We start from the raw sequence: 15,986 nt of genomic DNA, 5'->3' as shown, positions 1-15,986 counted from the left end.
GCTTGGCCGGGTTATTGCGGCATTACTTCATGATGCGGTCGTCGACGTATTGACGTTTATCAGGCGCCGGCGGGAAGTATTGATACAGCCAGGTTTCGCTGATGGCATCACCCTGACAGCGCAGGAACAGACGCATATCCACCGGGTCGGTCGAATCGGAGGTCGGATACCAGTCGAACAGAATGCGGTAGCCATCGAACGGTTCGACGTAGAGGATTTCTATCTGTTTTGCTTCGCCGTTGGAAAGCGTGATCACAGGCTCGATGCCCTTCGGTGCCGCCGCTTTTAAATCACCGCCGACAAAATCAATGGCAAAGCGACGAGACCATTTTTCCGGGTAATGCTCGCCCGGCGCCCAACCTTCCGGGAAGCTACCCATACCGGTACGGGTCGCCAACACGCGGGCCAACGGTGAACGGATTGGCGGCATGGCGCTCCAGTACAGGCGATAGCTGAAGTCCATGGTGTCGCCGGCTTTCATCGGTTTTTCCGGCTGCCAGAAGCAGACGATGTTATCCAGCGTCTCACCGGTGGTTGGAATTTCCATCAGGCTGACGGCTCCTTTCCCCCAATGGTTACGTGGCTCAACCCACAGGCTTGGGCGCTTGTTATACCAGCCCATGACATCCTGATAGTGGGTGAAGTCGCGATCCAATTGCAGCAGGCCAAAGCCTTTCGGGTTTTTATCCTGATAGGCGTTAAATTGTAGCTTCTGCGGGTTGTTCAGAGGACGGCAAATCCACTCACCGTTGCCCAGCCACATCGCCAAGCGGTCTGAGTCGTGGATTTGCGGGTGGATGGTATCGCAAACGCGGCGTTCGTTATTGCCGCAGCTGAACATACTGGTCATCGGTGCGATGCCCAACTGCTTAATATCCTTACGGGCATAGATGTGGTTTTCCACATCCATAATCACCTGGGCCTTTTCACAGTGCACCACGAACTTGTAGGCACCGGTAACGCTGGCGCTGTCGAGCAGTGCATAGACGGTAAAGGTGGTCGCTCCCGGTTTGGCGGTTTCAAACCAGAATGAGGTAAAGTCTGGGAACTCTTCCAAGCTGTCGGTATAGGTGTCGATAGCCAGCCCGCGAGCGGAAAGACCGTACTGATAGGTGCTGTCCACCGCGCGGAAATAGCTGGCGCCGAGGAATGAAACAATATCGCGGCGCGCCAGTTCTGGTGCTTTAAATACGCGGAACCCGGCAAAGCCGAGATCGGTCTGGCCTTCGAGCTGCTTGGTGTCGACGCCCGCGTCGTTGTACTGGAACAGTTCAGGACGGAAATGAATTTCACGGGCTTGCTGGCTGGCTGAATCCAGCGAGAACATGCGCACGCGACGGCGGAACCCCATGCCCACATGGAAGAACTGCACATCGAGCTGGCGCTCTTTGACGTTGTTCCACAGTGACTGAGAGGCGTCGTACTGAATACTGTTGTAGGCCTGCGGGGTCAGCTTTGCCAGCGTATCCGGCAGCGCACGCGGTGCACCGCTCCACGGCTGACGCGACAGATCGTGCGCCATGGATTGCAGGACGTTGAAATCAAAACGACGCGTCTGGCCGTCGGCGATATCGGACTCCTGAGCCAGCGCGGCCTGGGAGAATAGCGATGCAAAACCGGAGGTACCGCACACGGCGGCAACGGCCATTGAAGATTTGAGAAAGTGTCTGCGATTCATGCCTGGCAAAGCGTCCTTTTAAAGTCGGAATGCTGCAAAATAAAAACGGCGTTTGAAGCGCCCACTCTAGACAAAAATGACTGATAATCCAATTGGTCAGCGAACAAAATCTGCTAGTCCAAGCTCACATGATGCTTCATCACCCGTTTGAACAGCGCCATGCGCGCGCGCATAAAGCGGTTCTCCACGCGGAATCCCGCCTGCTTGTGCAAACCCATACGCAGCAAACGATCCCGACCGCGCACCGCTGCCGGCCAACGCAGCGGCCCTGCCAGTACGGTATGGCTGGCGCTGGCATCACGGGCAAAGCTCGCCCAATAGTCTGCCATGGCTGCTGCAAACGTCAGGTCGGCATCAGTAACATAGTCGCGCGACGGCGTTATCTGCCCGAGAGTATCGAATATATAAGGCACTTCATTGCCGTGCCACGCGCCGTGGGGATAGGTCTGATGCTCGGCTTCGGCAACATAATCAAACCAGTAGCGCCAGCAAGGTTGGTTGACGCGCTGCTGCGCCTGCATCACCACATAGCCCAAGGTGGTAAACGCCATATCCCGGCATACCTGACGGCCCAGCTCTTCATCACCTTTCACGCCCGGATACAGCAGTTTAATCAGCCCCAAGCCAAAGCGCCGCTCGCGGCGTAACTTCTCAATCTGACCCGCAAGATCGACGCCAAATACCGCCATTACGCTGGCTTCATCGCTGTTGGAACCCACCAATACCGGCATGGCATGTTGCTTACCGGCGAAGAAAACATCCAGCATCGGCTGCGGTAATACCGCATCGCCAACAATAGGCGCAGGCCCGGTATTGTGCGGAGATTCAAGAGACCAGAAAACATCGGCGGGCAATTCGCGCAGACTTTGCGCCGTGGCATTGGGGAGATTGAAGTGTTCGGCTAAGCGTTCGCCACGGGCAAGCGCAGCCTCTCGCGGTAGATCAGGTAAGGTGTAGCCACTTTGGATAATCGCTTTGTGGAAAAGCCCTTGCGCTTTTGGTGAGGTCATCAGCGACAGCACGCTGCGCGCACCGGCCGATTCACCGAATAACGTGACGTTGTCACGATCGCCGCCAAATCCAGCAATATTCTCCTGCACCCAGCGCAGCGCGGCTATCTGATCCATTAAGCCAAAATTGTACAGTCGTTCGCCGTCTTCGCCTTCCAGCGCCGGATGAGCAAAAAAGCCCAGATGCCCGAGGCGATAGTTGACCGTCACCACCACCACGCCGCGCTGAGCCAGCGCTTTACCTTCATACGGCGGCAGGCCACCCGCGCCGATGGTAAATCCACCACCGTGCAGCCAGACCATGACCGGCAGCGTGGTCGAACGTTCGGCTGGCGACCAGACGTTAAGGTAGAGGCAGTCTTCACTAAAACGACCCGGATCGCCTCCCCCCAGTTCTTGGCAATATTCACTGTTTTGCCAGCTTGACGCCGAAAAGCTGTCGCATTGACGGATACCCGTCCATGGGCTCAGCGGCTGAGGCGCTCGCCAGCGCAGTGAGCCCACCGGCGGCGTGGCGTAAGGAATGCCGCGCCACACATGAATATCCCCATCCACTACGCCTGATAACGTTCCCTGTAGCGTGTCCAGCCGGGTCGAGGTATTCTGCATGTCTATATCCTTTTTGCTTTCAATCCATGCAGAGTACCTGTTTCAGAGCAGACCGCAACGCCGTTTGCTGCGCAGTTCAGCCTCTTCGTACAGATTAAATTCATTGAGCACCGCGCGCCCGAGCGCCTGTTCAAAGGCATCACGGCAGGCATTGCCGTGGCTATGGGTTTGCGCATCGCCCCCTAGATTTGATTGGAAAATCCCCGCCGCGCTTACCGGCAGAAAATCCTCATAGGTGATCGGCTGCGCCACAATCCAGCCGCGTTCGATGAGCGGCTGCGGGTCGTCGCCGGGGCGAATGGCCTGTCGATGGGCGTCACCGGTCGGCGTCAAGCGATAGCGGAACCACGCCAGCCCCTGCTGGCGCAGTAAAAATTCACTGTCTGGGAAGGCTTTAAATACCGCCTGTAAATGCTGTTGATGAGTCAGGTTATCTTTGCCAACGCCCGCTTCGGCAAGCAGCTTATCGTACAGAGCTCGACCTTTTGGCGTCAACGCCACGCCGCGTTGCTCGATCTCGCCAAAACGCGCGGTATGAGTGCCGCTAAGTTCACCGGCAAATTCCACCGGTTCCTCCAACGCTTTAAAGCTGGTTTGCCGTAATAAAAGCGGCACCACCCGACGCGGCGGGCCTTCAATCACCGCTTTTGGCTCGATACCGTATTCCGCCATCAACGACTGCACCCGGTCGATATCCAAGGTGCGCGGCGTCAGGTGGTTAATATGACAACCGGGGAAACACACCACGTCGGCAATGAGCCGATGCTGTTGATTGAGCGCCTGATAGGTTTCTTTATCCACCGTCGCGTGGCGATGCCAGCGGAAGGTTTCCAGCGCTTCATGGACAAACTCATGTGCCTGAGCCGCGGTGAATCCGCCCTGCTCATCATGAATGTCCATTAACGCCCGACAGCGAGGCGTAAAGATGTCACGACGAGCCAGAATTTTCGCCGCTTTCTGGCGCAGCGCAGGGTCGTCGATAAGTTCCAGACGCAGTAATGAGGTGAATACGCGGAAAGGATTTCGCTGCAATGCCGCGTCATCCACCGGGCGAAAAGCGGTAGAGTGCACCGGCACGCCGGCCACCGACAGGTCGTAATAACCTACCGGCTGCATCCCCATAATGCCGAAGATCCGGCACAGCGTTGCGAGCTCCTCGGCGGTGCCCACGCGAATGGCTCCGTGCCGCTCTACGTTTAGACGCGACAACTCGTCGGCGTTCGCCAATTGCTCATGTAAGCGCGTGTTGCTTTCCAGCACAGCCAGGTTTACGTCAGCGACTAATGCCATCAAAGTGCCATACTGCGGCACTTCTTGCTGGTACATAGCCGACATTGCTTGTGAAAAATCTTCCCGGATATCGTCCGCCGAAAGGGTGTGCGCCATGATGTCATGTCTCCTGTGACTATATTTGCAGTGTAGGAAAGCCAATGACGCTGTGCGGTAAGAATTTACAAACTGTGATCCGGGCTACTGAGTTGATTTACTAAATGAATTTTCGGTTGTACATAACCTGAAGTTATCCAAAACACCCCTTAAATTCACTTTAAATTAACAATATGTTTACACACACTGTCTGTGGCAATAATAAAATACCCTACACGGAGCCACCTATGAGCACGAAATGGTCACCGCAAGAAGTGATTCACCGGGATTATAATAACCACCCACCCGCCTACGCCCCAGGCTACAAAACCAGCGTATTACGTTCGCCGCGCAACGCGCTTATCTCGCTGCAAAACTCCTTGTCTGAAATAACCGGCCCGGTCTTTTCCCAGCAGGATCTTGGCCCGCTGGATAACGACCTGATCCTAAACTATGCCAAAGAAGGTCTACCGATTGGCGAACGCATCATCGTTCACGGCTACGTGCGTGACGGTTTTGGTCGTCCGCTGAAAAACACACTGGTTGAAGTCTGGCAAGCGAATGCCGGTGGTCGCTATCGGCATAAGAAAGATCAGTATCTGGCCCCAATTGACCCGAATTTCGGCGGCTGCGGTCGCGTGATGACCGACGAAAATGGCTATTACTTTTTCCGCACCATCAAGCCCGGTCCTTATCCGTGGCGCAATCAGGCCAGCGACTGGCGCCCTTCGCATATTCATTTCTCCATTTTTGGTGAAGCTTTTGCCCAGCGTCTGATTACCCAAATGTATTTCGAAGGTGACCCGCTGATTAAACAGTGTCCGATTGTGAAAGCCATTAATAACGATGACGCCATTCGCACGCTGATAGCTGAGCTCGATACCCACGCGGCGGTCCCTCTGGATTGCCTAGCGTACCGCTTCGATTTGGTCTTGCGCGGTCAGCGCGCGACGCTATTTGAAAACCGCACTCAGGGGGCTGCCCGATGAAAGATTATTTGCCGGAGACGGCATCACAAACCGCTGGCCCCTACGTGCACATTGGCCTCGCGCCGGACGCCGCAGGTTTCCATATCTTTGAAAAAAACTTTGGCCCGACCCTCACCAATAGCCACACGTCGGGTGAGCGCATTGCTATCGAAGGCCGCGTCTTCGACGGCTCCGGCACCCCGGTTCGTGATGTGCTGATAGAGATTTGGCAGGCTAACGCCAACGGGCGTTATAACCATATAGCCGACCAGCAGAGCGAAAAGTCGCTGGAGGAAGATTTTCGTGGCTGGGGCCGCGCCTGTTCAAACTTTGATAGCGGCATCTGGCGTTTTGACACCATCAAGCCTGGCCAAGTTACGGGCCGCGATGGGCGTCTGATGGCACCGCACGTGAATTTGTGGGTCGTCGCGCGCGGCATCAATATTGGCCTGAACACCAGAATGTATTTCTCCGATGAACAAGACGCTAACGCCAAAGATCCGGTGCTGAATATCATCGAATGGGAAGTCCGCCGCCAGACGCTGATTGGGCGCAAAGAGCAACGTGGTAACGAAACCGTGTACTGCTTCGATATTTATCTGCAAGGCGAGAAAGAAACGGTGTTTTTTGATGTGTAGCTTGGTGTCGTGATGCTGCCTGATGGCGCTTCGCTTATCAGGTCTACGTGTAGGTTGCTGTAGGCCTGATAAGCGAAGCGCCATCCGCGCCCCCCAATGCAACAAAATACTTGTCTGTTAAACCGCACAAATGTTAATAATATTTTGCTAGCAAGTTATCAAATTTAAACAACATCACTTGTCACTGATGCCGCTCTGTTTTTAACATCGCCTATGGAAAAAAATGTTCTCTTTAGTCAGCGCATTCGACTGCGCCATCTGCACACATTCGTAGCCGTCGCTCAGCAAGGAACTTTGGGGCGAGCGGCTGAAACCCTTAATTTAAGCCAACCTGCGCTTTCCAAGACGCTGAACGAACTCGAGCAGCTCACCGGCTCTCGCCTGTTTGAACGTGGGCGCATGGGGGCACAACTGACCCTCAACGGCGAGCAGTTTTTAACCCATGCGGTGAAGGTTCTCGACGCGCTTAATAACGCGGGCCAAGCGCTTATTCGTAAAGAAGGTGTTAACAACGATGTGGTGCGCATCGGTGCCCTGCCGACCGCCGCCCTTGGGGTTTTGCCTGCCGTAATCGGCCCATTTCATCAGCAGCAAAAAGAGGTGACTTTACAGGTCGCCACCATGAATAACACCATGCTGCTGGCGGCGCTGAAGTCCGGTGATATCGACTTGGGTATTGGCCGAATGTCCGACCCAGAACTGATGACCGGGCTGAATTATGAACTCCTGTTCCTTGAATCGTTGAAGCTAGTGGTACGTCCGGACCATCCTCTGCTGCACGACAACATCACCTTAAGTCGAGTGCTGGAATGGCCGGTCGTTGTCTCTCCGAAAGGCACGGTACCAAGGCAGAACGCCGAAACGCTGCTGCAAAGCCAGGGCTGCAAAATGCCAGCGGGATGTATTGAAACCCTTTCGGCGTCGCTCTCTCGCCAATTGACGGTTGACTATAACTACATCTGGTTTGTCCCCTCCGGCGCGGTGAAAGATGATTTGCGTCGCGGGGTTCTCACTGCGCTACCGATTGGCACGCAGGGCCAAGGAGAACCTATCGGGATATTAACGCGAGTCGACACGCCGCTTTCGGCTGGCGCCCAGATACTGCTGAGCGCAGTACGTAAATCGATGCCAACTTGAGATCTGCCCGGTGGCGTATAGCTTACCGGGCCTACAGTACCGTGCAGGCCCGGTAAGCTTTACACCGTCAAGCGGAAGCCAAAGCGAGGACAGATTGTTTTTCAACCTTACTCCACGCCAGTTTGGGAAATGCGTTAACCGCGCTTGCGGGAGAAACATTCACTATTTGAATATTATTTCTTTCGCAATATGATTGAGCTGTAATAAATGCGTTTATTATATTATTGAAGTCTCTTGCAAGACGAGTCGATTGCACATCACTCTGGTTTTCATAAAACCTTGGCGCCGTGAAATTATTCATATCCAATCCCACAAGATAGATTTCTTTATAACCGAGCGCGCAGGCAATTTGTAAGGCCGGATAGGTTACCGTGCCGCAATCAAAAACAACGCGGTTTACATCATCTGAAAAACCTATTCCGTTATGCCAGAAAAAATGGGCATCGCCCTTTTTGATAGGATAAGTTGCCCCCAGAAATTGATGTACCGTCGAGTCAGTCACCGTTTCAATAATTTTAAATTTACAGCGGATCGCTTCCCACGGAATCAGCGAGCAAATCGACTCCAGACATTTGCACGGACAAAACAGGGTTAGCTCATCTCTCGATACAATTTCTCTAACCAAATCAATACGATTAATGACAAAACTGCGATCAATGATTACATACCAATCAAAGGCAATCGATGCCATCGCCCCCGCTCCGTTCACCCCCATGTAATCAAAGTAGTCGTCAAAGAATGTAGTGGAAATCTCATTAACCGATGGCCCAGAAGCCATAATTAAAAGTGGTTTTGTTCTTTCATTGCGGTTTACCTCAATGGTATTGAGTTTTTCTTTTTTGAAGAACACATTTTTAATTGCCCCCAACGGTTCCCTTTCCACTTTAAAATAAGGCCAAAGGTTTTTGTTGTGTCTGTATTTTTCAGAATGCGTTAGACGGTAAGTTGTTTTACAAATCCATCTGGAAAACATATGTAATCCCGACATGCGTTAATTCCCTGAATATATTAATTGGTCATATTTCCGATGCGGATTAATAATATCTAAATAGCGCTCTGTCTAAGCAATAAATGCGAATGACTCAGTTTTCAGGTGAAAAAATAGACAATTAAAAATATGCAATTCGTCTAGGACTTCTTTGCGATAGCACGCAACCTCCCCGCGTCATGCCCTCAAGGCTACAGCAACCGATAAGCAATTAATGCGAAATTATTTATTAACAATTGCGCAATGCATTTTAACAGATCTATCATACCCGGAATTAACCAAATGGTTCACATGCAGTACTTAAGATGAACTAATGATTTCATCATGAAGCCATTTCAGGCTTCATTCAAAACTAAATAGCGAAAACCAAGTTCCACCTGGTTCATTTCGCGCCACTTTATTTGGCTTTTTGCAAGGAGAACAATATGGCGACTGGCTACGTGCCGCGAGGATTCCCCCGGGTCCTACAGTGGCTTCTTATCGTGCTGATGATGGTAATCGGCCTAGCAATCGGTGCGCTAGGGGCAAAACTGGCTTCTGTAGGGGGAAGTTGGTTCTTCGCGCTGATGGGACTGGTGATGGTGGTCAGCGCCGTTCTGATTGCTCGCCAGCGTCGTGGCGGGATTGTGCTGTATGCACTGGCCTTTATTGTCTCGATTATCTGGTCTATCAGCGACGCGGGATGGGATTTCTGGCCGCTATTCTCTCGCCTGTTCGTTTTCGGCGTGCTGGCAACGCTGAGCGCGCTGGTATGGCCGTACATGTCCAACGCACCAACCAACAACAAGGCCCCGGCGTTTGGCATTGCGGCAATTTTAGCCGTGGTGCTGTTGGGCAGTATGGGGTGGATGTTTAAACCGCAGACGCTGGTTTCCGCCACCGAAGCGGTTCCGGTGAAGCCGGTTGCCGCCGGTGAAGAACAGAAGAACTGGGAGCATTGGGGTAATACAACCCACGGCGACCGATTCGCTGCACTGGATCAAATCAATAAGCAGAATATCAATAAACTGCAGGTGGCGTGGGTAGCGCATACCGGTGATATCCCACAGAGCAATGGCTCTGGCGCGGAAGATCAGAATACCCCATTGCAGGTCAGCGATACCCTTTTCGTCTGCACGCCTTACAGTAAAGTGCTGGCGCTGGACGTCGATAGCGGCAAAGAGAAATGGCGCTATGACGCAAAGGCGACCGCCCCAAACTGGCAGCGCTGTCGCGGTCTTGGCTACTTTGAAGACACGCAGGCGCTGACTACGCCGACGGCGTCAACCCAACCGGCTGCCTGCCCGCGCCGCCTGTTCCTGCCAACCACCGACGCGCGGCTTATTGCCATCAATGCCGATACCGGCAAACTGTGTGAAGACTTTGGCAACCACGGCGTGGTTGACCTGAGCATTGGCATGGGCGAAATCAAACCAGGCTACTACCAGCAAACCTCGACACCACTAGTCGCCGGGAATGTCGTGGTGGTCGGCGGCCGTGTCGCAGACAACTTCTCTACCGATGAACCGCCAGGCGTCGTTCGCGCCTATGATGTTCGTAGCGGTAAACTCGCCTGGGCTTGGGATCCGGGTAACCCGAATCTGACCGGCCTGCCGCCGGAAGGCCAGACCTACACTCGTGGTACGCCAAACGTCTGGTCTGCCATGTCTTATGACGCGAAGCTGAACCTAGTCTATCTGCCAACCGGTAACGCCACGCCGGACTTCTGGGCCGGTGAACGCACGGCGTTGGATGATAAATACAGCTCCTCAATCGTCGCGGTTGATGCCACAACAGGTAAAGTACGCTGGCACTACCAGACGACTCACCACGACCTGTGGGACTTTGATCTGCCGTCACAACCGCTGCTGTACGACTTGCCTAACGGTAAAGGCGGCACCACGCCGGTACTGGTACAGACCAGTAAGCAGGGCATGATCTTTATGCTCAATCGTGAGACCGGTGAACCTGTGGCGAAGGTAGAAGAGCGTCCGGCTCCGGCTGGCAACGTTCAGGGCGAACGGTATTCACCCACGCAGCCGTATTCGGTTGGTATGCCGATGATCGGCAACGAAACGCTGACCGAGTCCGACATGTGGGGCGCCACGCCGGTTGATCTGCTGCTGTGCCGTATTCAGTTTAAAGAGATGCGCCATCAGGGGATCTTTACCCCGCCGGGCGTTGACCGTTCGCTGCAATATCCGGGCTCGCTGGGCGGCATGAACTGGGGCAGCGTCTCCGTTGACCCGAACAACAGCCTGATGTTCGTTAACGACATGCGTTTGGGCCTGGCGAACTATATGGTTCCACGCGCTAACGTGGCGAAAAATGCCAGCGGCATTGAGATGGGTATTGTACCAATGGACGGGACGCCGTTTGGCGCGATGCGCGAACGCTTCCTGTCACCGTTGGGCATTCCGTGCCAGAAGCCGCCGTTCGGTACTATGTCGGCAGTCGATCTGAAGTCGGGGAAAATTGTCTGGCAGGTGCCGGTTGGGACCGTGGAAGACACCGGCCCGCTGGGGATCCGCATGCATATGCCAATCCCAATCGGCATGCCGACGCTCGGCGCGTCTTTATCTACCCAGTCCGGCCTGCTGTTCTTTGCCGGGACGCAGGATTTCTATCTGCGCGCGTTTGATACCGCGACAGGGAAAGAGATTTGGAAAGACCGTCTGCCGGTTGGCAGCCAGTCTGGCCCAATGACCTACGTGTCACCGAAAACCGGGAAACAGTACATCGTGATTAACGCCGGTGGCGCACGCCAATCGCCGGATCGCGGTGACTATATTATTGCTTACGCGTTACCTGATTCGCAGTAAATGGCAGCCCCGTCACCCTTGCGGCGACGGGGCATTATCATCGGGAAATGTGCGGTAATCTTGCCTGATGGCGCTGCGCTTATCAGGCCTACAGGCTACTTGCTGTAGGCCGGATAAGGTGTTTACGCCGCCATCCAGCAACATGCACTAATCAGAACGTTTCCCAGTTATCAGCCCCCGCAGCCGCTGGCCGCGTTGGGATAAATGTCGGTTTCACGTTCGTTTTTTCCACCTCAACACGCTCAGCGCCTTCAATGCGGAACGTGCCTACTGCATGAGTCAATCGCGCCGCCTGTTCTTCTAGAGAGGCTGCCGCCGCTGACGCTTCTTCTACCAGCGAGGCGTTTTGTTGCGTGACGTTGTCCATTTCGGTCACCGCCTGACTCACCTGCTGAATTCCCCGATTTTGTTCGTCGGACGCAGCGGCAATTTCCAGCATAATATCGGTCACCCGTTTCACCGCATCGACAATATCGGTCATGGTTGAGCCGGCGCGTACGACTTCGTTAGACCCGCGTTCAATCAACGTTACCGATTCGCTGATAAGCCCCTCAATCTCTTTCGCCGCTTGAGCACTGCGGCTTGCCAAGGTGCGAACTTCGCTGGCGACAACCGCGAATCCGCGCCCCTGTTCACCGGCACGAGCCGCTTCTACCGCTGCGTTCAACGCCAGAATATTGGTTTGGAAAGCAATGCTATTAATCACCGAGGTGATTTCTGAGATTTTCTTCGAGCTGGTCGAAATGCTCCCCATCGTTGACACTACGCCGGAGACCAGTTGTCCACCGCGAGAGGCTTTGCCAGAAGCGTCTTCCGCCAGTTTGCTGGCGTGGTGTGCGTTGTCCGCATTCTGCTTCACGGTGGCGGCCAGTTGTTCCATGCTTGCGGCCGTCTGCTCAATCGCTGCTGCCTGCTGTTCGGTACGAGAAGAGAGATCGGTGTTGCCCATCGAGATTTCGCTGGTGCCACGATAAATCTCTTCTGCGCCTTGACGTACGGTGCCCACCGTTTTCACCAGAGAGTGCTGCATCTTTTGCAGGTTGCCGTTGAGCTGACCAATTTCACTGCGCCCAACCGGCTCATCTGCCACCGTTAAATTACCGCTAGCAATCTGCTCGATTCGCACCCCGGCGCGCTGTAATGGCTGGATAACCACGCGACGTAAAGTCGTGAAGGTAATGATGGTCATTAATACCGCTAGCACAAACGCGCCAATCATAAAGATGATGCCGAGCGTGGTGCGGCTGTGCGCCAGTTCGTTGAGCTGGTTAGCACGCGCGGTACGGATATCAATAACCTTCAGGCGTACGTCGTTATAGCCATCATCCAGCGCACGGGCCTGCTCGCTTTCATAATTGATAATCGCTTCAAACATGCCATTTTGCGCATATTTCAGCATCGGCTTCATGCCTTCAAGATAAGCGTTATAGCGCTGATTCATTTCCGCATCGAGCGCGAGATCCGCGGCCGTTTTCACCGCTCTGTCGGTGTAGAGTTTAAATCCTTCCTGCGAACGCTTTATCCCGGCCTGCGCCGCCGCCAGGTTTTTCTTCATGCTGTCCATTTCAGCAATGCGGCTGTCTGCGCCCGCATGAATCATCATCATCCGTGCTTCACGCAGGTAGTTGGCGCTGTCCGAAAGCCCGACGCGAACCTGCAATTCCTGAGTCACATCCCGCTGATCGGTATCGGCCTGCCACAGAAAATAGCCCGCCAGCCCCGAACTTAACGCGAACAGCAGCAAAATACCGCCGAGTACGGAGCCGAAGAACGGAACGAGCCGAATGTGGTGGAGGAAACTTAGCTTTTGCGCACGACTCTGCGTCGACTTTTTATCCATGAGTAGACTCTCTTGTACTTGAGGTAAGTAAGAGAGTCATCGGCCATAGCCGTTAATTTCTTATCAGGAAAGATGTAAAACGCAAGGTGGGTCACAAATAAGAAAACCGGCGGGATAATTCCCACCGGTTGATGGCGTTACTTATCGCCGAAATGAATCACGGTACGGATAGATTTACCTTCGTGCATCAGATCGAAGGCTTCATTGATTTTGTCCAACGGCAGGCGGTGTGTGATAAACGGATCGAGCTGAATTTTGCCCGACATCGCTTCTTCCACCATGCCCGGCAACTGGGTGCGCCCTTTCACGCCGCCGAACGCTGAACCGCGCCATACACGGCCGGTCACCAGTTGGAACGGTCGGGTTTTGATTTCCTGCCCCGCGCCCGCCACACCGATGATGATGCTTTCGCCCCAACCTTTGTGGCAGCATTCCAGCGCCGCACGCATCACGTTGACGTTGCCGATACATTCGAAACTGAAATCAACGCCGCCGTCGGTCAACTCAACAATCACATCCTGGACCGGCTTATCATAATCTTTCGGATTGATAAAATCGGTTGCCCCCATCTCCCCGGCCAATTTGAATTTTTCAGGGTTGGTGTCGACTGCCAGAATGCGTCCGGCTTTCGCCTGCACCGCGCCCTGGATGACCGCCAGACCAATGCCGCCGAGGCCGAATACCGCAACGGTGTCGCCTTCTTTTACTTTCGCCGTATTGTGTACTGCGCCGATACCGGTGGTGACGCCACAGCCCAACAGACACACTTTATCCAACGGCGCCTGCGGATTGACCTTAGCCAAAGAGATTTCGGCCACCACGGTATATTCGCTAAAAGTACTGGTGCCCATGTAGTGATAGATTGGCTCACCGTTATAGGAGAAACGCGTGGTGCCATCCGGCATCAGACCTTTGCCCTGGGTCGCACGAACCGCTTGGCACAGGTTAGTTTTGCCGGATTTACAGAATTTACACTCGCCACATTCGGCGGTATACAGTGGAATAACGTGGTCGCCGGCCTTCAGGCTGGTGACGCCTTCGCCCACTTCCACCACCACGCCGCCGCCTTCATGCCCGAGCACCGCCGGGAACACGCCTTCCGGATCATCACCGGAGAGCGTGAAGGCATCGGTGTGGCAAACGCCGGTATGGGTGATTTTGACCAGCACTTCACCTTTTTTGGGCGGCGCGACGTCAATTTCAACAATTTTCAGCGGCTGACCTGGGCCAAACGCAACTGCAGCACGTGATTTCATAGCTGTCTCTTCCGTTGTGATGATTATTTTAAATAGGAGCGTAGCAGATGACCGACTTCGGTCATGCGTAAGGCACGCTGATCCGGCGTCGTTTCGCCGCTGACCAGTTCATCTTTGAGATGCATCTCGACCATTTCGCCCATCAGACCGTTAGACGCTCCGCGAATCGAGGCGATTTGTTGCAGGATGGTCAGACAGGATTCACCTGACTCGAGCGCGCGCTCCAGCGCCTCTACCTGCCCTTTGATGCGACGAACGCGGCTTAACGCGCGTTTTTTGTCTTCAGGTGAATGCGGCATTGAACCTCCAAATAATATAGGGGGGTATACTATATAAAAAAGCAGAAGCTGTAAAATTAATGTTGCATAAGGGAGTTTAGCAAGACGTGCAGGCCGAATAAGCATAGCGCCATCCGGCCATAACATTTAGGACTGCAAGGTCGCCAGTCGCGCCGCAAAACCAACAAACACCAGCCCAATGAGACTGTTGCCAATTTTCGCCAGCTTTTTACGCGTTTTCACGTAGCGAGTGACCAGTGAGCCGGAAACAATCAGGAAGCTCAGGTAGGTGAAGCTCACCAGTTCCAACGTTACCGCCAAGATAAAGAAGGCCAAGCCTGGGGTTGTCGACTGTACGTCGATAAACTGCACGAAAAACGACACGTAGAACAAAATCGCTTTTGGGTTTGTCAGGCTTAGGGTCAAGGCGCGCTTAAAGATAGCATGGCCCGGTTCTGGCTCCTCTTCCTGCCCTACCGTTTTGCGTTTTAGCGTGCTGTAGAGCATTTTGCCGCCGAGATACAGCAGATAAATCGCCCCCAAATAACGCACAATGTTAAACAACAGCGGGGTAGTTTTAATCAGCGTTGCCACGCCAGCGAAGGAGAGAGACATCAACACGGCATCGCCAATAAATACCGCCAGCGCCGCCATATACCCTTTGCGGATACCGTGCGCGACGCCAGTTTTCAGGACGAAAAAGGTATTTGGCCCCGGAACCAAAATAATAAAAATGGCCCCGAGCAAATAGGTCCAGTAATTCAGTACGCCAAAATCTGCGAACACCCTGTTCTCCTCCACACAAACATAAGAAATACCGATGGCGTATGGTAACGCACAGACTTGGCAGTTAAAAGCCTTGTCAACGGCGCTTGCGCGGCATCATCCGCAACAGCGTATTGTCCTTCCACCAATAGTGGTGCGCCAGTGCCGCCAGCGCGTGCAGGCCAATCAGCCAGTAGCCAATATTAGCCAGTAAAATATGGTAGGACTTGAGCGTATCCACAAGGTCGAAGTTGCCTTCGGCGGCGTGCGGCATCACCAGACCAAAGGCCATCCACGGATTGCCTCGGTTATACATCATCACCAAACCAATCAGCGGCAAGGCGATAAAGAGCAGGTAGATACACAGATGCCCTAAATGCGCCATACCGGTCATCATCGGTTTAGGCTTCGGGGTTATTGGCGGCGCCGGACGCTTTAGACGCACAAGCAGGCGCGCCACCATCAGCACTAGAATGCTGATGCCGCAGGAAACATGCACCATATTAATCAATGGCCGATCGCTACGGGGGAAGAAGCCACGTAATTCCATCGCAGCATAGGCTACGACGACCAGCCCAAACACCAGCCAGTGAATGGCTATTTGTAAGCGGGAATATTTGTCGTTCATCGCGAAAACACCCTGGAAAGTAACA

Annotated in this window: 13 protein-coding genes; 4 read left to right on the top strand and 9 right to left on the bottom strand. The window is 53.8% G+C overall.

Going from position 1 to position 15,986, the window contains the following annotated elements; genetic code table 11:
• Positions 1 to 22 precede the first annotated feature (22 nt).
• The 3 genes from AB4K05_RS15965 to AB4K05_RS15955 form a co-directional block, all read right to left on the bottom strand.
• On the bottom strand, positions 23 to 1,678 hold the full coding sequence (locus AB4K05_RS15965) for a glucan biosynthesis protein D (RefSeq protein ID WP_368480905.1): 1,656 nt from the start codon (positions 1,676 to 1,678) through the stop codon (positions 23 to 25).
• Between the two features lie 113 nt (positions 1,679 to 1,791).
• Entirely contained in the window at positions 1,792 to 3,297 is a 1,506-nt protein-coding gene (locus AB4K05_RS15960) for a carboxylesterase/lipase family protein (RefSeq protein ID WP_368480904.1), read from the bottom strand.
• 42 nt (positions 3,298 to 3,339) lie between these two features.
• Complete coding sequence (locus AB4K05_RS15955) at positions 3,340 to 4,683, bottom strand: VOC family protein (protein ID WP_368480903.1); 1,344 nt, start codon at positions 4,681 to 4,683, stop codon at positions 3,340 to 3,342.
• A gap of 227 nt (positions 4,684 to 4,910) precedes the next feature.
• Between AB4K05_RS15955 and pcaH the strand changes: the two genes are divergently transcribed.
• The 3 genes from pcaH to AB4K05_RS15940 all read left to right on the top strand — a co-directional run bounded on the left by pcaH (position 4,911) and on the right by AB4K05_RS15940 (position 7,405).
• A complete protein-coding gene (gene pcaH, locus AB4K05_RS15950; protein ID WP_368480902.1) occupies positions 4,911 to 5,651 on the top strand; it encodes a protocatechuate 3,4-dioxygenase subunit beta in 741 nt (246 codons plus the stop codon).
• The gene (pcaG, locus tag AB4K05_RS15945) at positions 5,648 to 6,268 is read left to right on the top strand and encodes a protocatechuate 3,4-dioxygenase subunit alpha (RefSeq protein ID WP_368480901.1); all 621 of its coding nucleotides are present in this window, start codon (positions 5,648 to 5,650) and stop codon (positions 6,266 to 6,268) included. Before pcaH ends, pcaG begins: the two co-directional genes overlap by 4 nt.
• 213 nt (positions 6,269 to 6,481) lie before the next feature.
• A complete protein-coding gene (locus tag AB4K05_RS15940) occupies positions 6,482 to 7,405 on the top strand; it encodes a LysR substrate-binding domain-containing protein (RefSeq protein ID WP_368480900.1) in 924 nt (307 codons plus the stop codon).
• Between the two features lie 67 nt (positions 7,406 to 7,472).
• Here AB4K05_RS15940 and AB4K05_RS15935 read toward each other — a convergent pair whose 3' ends face one another.
• A complete protein-coding gene (locus AB4K05_RS15935) occupies positions 7,473 to 8,393 on the bottom strand; it encodes a lipopolysaccharide core biosynthesis protein RfaZ (protein WP_368480899.1) in 921 nt (306 codons plus the stop codon).
• 425 nt (positions 8,394 to 8,818) lie between these two features.
• Here AB4K05_RS15935 and AB4K05_RS15930 point away from each other — a divergent pair, with 425 nt between their 5' ends.
• On the top strand, positions 8,819 to 11,194 hold the full coding sequence (locus AB4K05_RS15930) for a glucose/quinate/shikimate family membrane-bound PQQ-dependent dehydrogenase (protein WP_368480898.1): 2,376 nt from the start codon (positions 8,819 to 8,821) through the stop codon (positions 11,192 to 11,194).
• A 151-nt stretch (positions 11,195 to 11,345) separates the two neighbouring features.
• Here AB4K05_RS15930 and AB4K05_RS15925 read toward each other — a convergent pair whose 3' ends face one another.
• From AB4K05_RS15925 to cybB, 5 genes are all read right to left on the bottom strand, one after another.
• On the bottom strand, positions 11,346 to 13,034 hold the full coding sequence (locus AB4K05_RS15925) for a methyl-accepting chemotaxis protein (protein ID WP_368480897.1): 1,689 nt from the start codon (positions 13,032 to 13,034) through the stop codon (positions 11,346 to 11,348).
• A gap of 137 nt (positions 13,035 to 13,171) precedes the next feature.
• Positions 13,172 to 14,290, bottom strand: a complete 1,119-nt coding sequence (locus tag AB4K05_RS15920) for an S-(hydroxymethyl)glutathione dehydrogenase/class III alcohol dehydrogenase (RefSeq protein ID WP_368480896.1) — start codon at positions 14,288 to 14,290, stop codon at positions 13,172 to 13,174.
• Positions 14,291 to 14,313: 23 nt separating this feature from the next.
• A complete protein-coding gene (locus AB4K05_RS15915) occupies positions 14,314 to 14,589 on the bottom strand; it encodes a metal/formaldehyde-sensitive transcriptional repressor (protein WP_052282486.1) in 276 nt (91 codons plus the stop codon).
• A gap of 126 nt (positions 14,590 to 14,715) precedes the next feature.
• The gene (gene leuE, locus AB4K05_RS15910; RefSeq protein WP_368480895.1) at positions 14,716 to 15,354 is read right to left on the bottom strand and encodes a leucine efflux protein LeuE; all 639 of its coding nucleotides are present in this window, start codon (positions 15,352 to 15,354) and stop codon (positions 14,716 to 14,718) included.
• Positions 15,355 to 15,430: 76 nt separating this feature from the next.
• The gene (cybB, locus tag AB4K05_RS15905; RefSeq protein ID WP_368480894.1) at positions 15,431 to 15,961 is read right to left on the bottom strand and encodes a cytochrome b561; all 531 of its coding nucleotides are present in this window, start codon (positions 15,959 to 15,961) and stop codon (positions 15,431 to 15,433) included.
• Between the last annotated feature and the right edge of the window lie 25 nt (positions 15,962 to 15,986).

This window comes from Kluyvera sp. STS39-E (genome assembly GCF_040932435.1).
Lineage (GTDB): Bacteria > Pseudomonadota > Gammaproteobacteria > Enterobacterales > Enterobacteriaceae > Kluyvera.
Note: the sequence above shows the minus strand (reverse complement) of the source record. Positions and strands in the feature narration are given on the sequence as shown.

Bases quoted from the DNA above. Each gene is read 5' to 3' on its own strand.
- pcaH (WP_368480902.1), top strand. From the start codon at position 4,911: ATGAGCACGAAATGGTCACCGCAAGAAGTGATTCACCGGGATTATAAT.
- AB4K05_RS15935 (WP_368480899.1), bottom strand. From the start codon at position 8,393: ATGTCGGGATTACATATGTTTTCCAGATGGATTTGTAAAACAACTTAC.
- cybB (WP_368480894.1), bottom strand. From the start codon at position 15,961: ATGAACGACAAATATTCCCGCTTACAAATAGCCATTCACTGGCTGGTG.
- AB4K05_RS15920 (WP_368480896.1), bottom strand. From the start codon at position 14,290: ATGAAATCACGTGCTGCAGTTGCGTTTGGCCCAGGTCAGCCGCTGAAA.
- AB4K05_RS15940 (WP_368480900.1), top strand. From the start codon at position 6,482: ATGGAAAAAAATGTTCTCTTTAGTCAGCGCATTCGACTGCGCCATCTG.
- AB4K05_RS15930 (WP_368480898.1), top strand. From the start codon at position 8,819: ATGGCGACTGGCTACGTGCCGCGAGGATTCCCCCGGGTCCTACAGTGG.
- AB4K05_RS15915 (WP_052282486.1), bottom strand. From the start codon at position 14,589: ATGCCGCATTCACCTGAAGACAAAAAACGCGCGTTAAGCCGCGTTCGT.
- AB4K05_RS15960 (WP_368480904.1), bottom strand. From the start codon at position 3,297: ATGCAGAATACCTCGACCCGGCTGGACACGCTACAGGGAACGTTATCA.
- AB4K05_RS15965 (WP_368480905.1), bottom strand. From the start codon at position 1,678: ATGAATCGCAGACACTTTCTCAAATCTTCAATGGCCGTTGCCGCCGTG.
- AB4K05_RS15955 (WP_368480903.1), bottom strand. From the start codon at position 4,683: ATGGCGCACACCCTTTCGGCGGACGATATCCGGGAAGATTTTTCACAA.
- pcaG (WP_368480901.1), top strand. From the start codon at position 5,648: ATGAAAGATTATTTGCCGGAGACGGCATCACAAACCGCTGGCCCCTAC.
- AB4K05_RS15925 (WP_368480897.1), bottom strand. From the start codon at position 13,034: ATGGATAAAAAGTCGACGCAGAGTCGTGCGCAAAAGCTAAGTTTCCTC.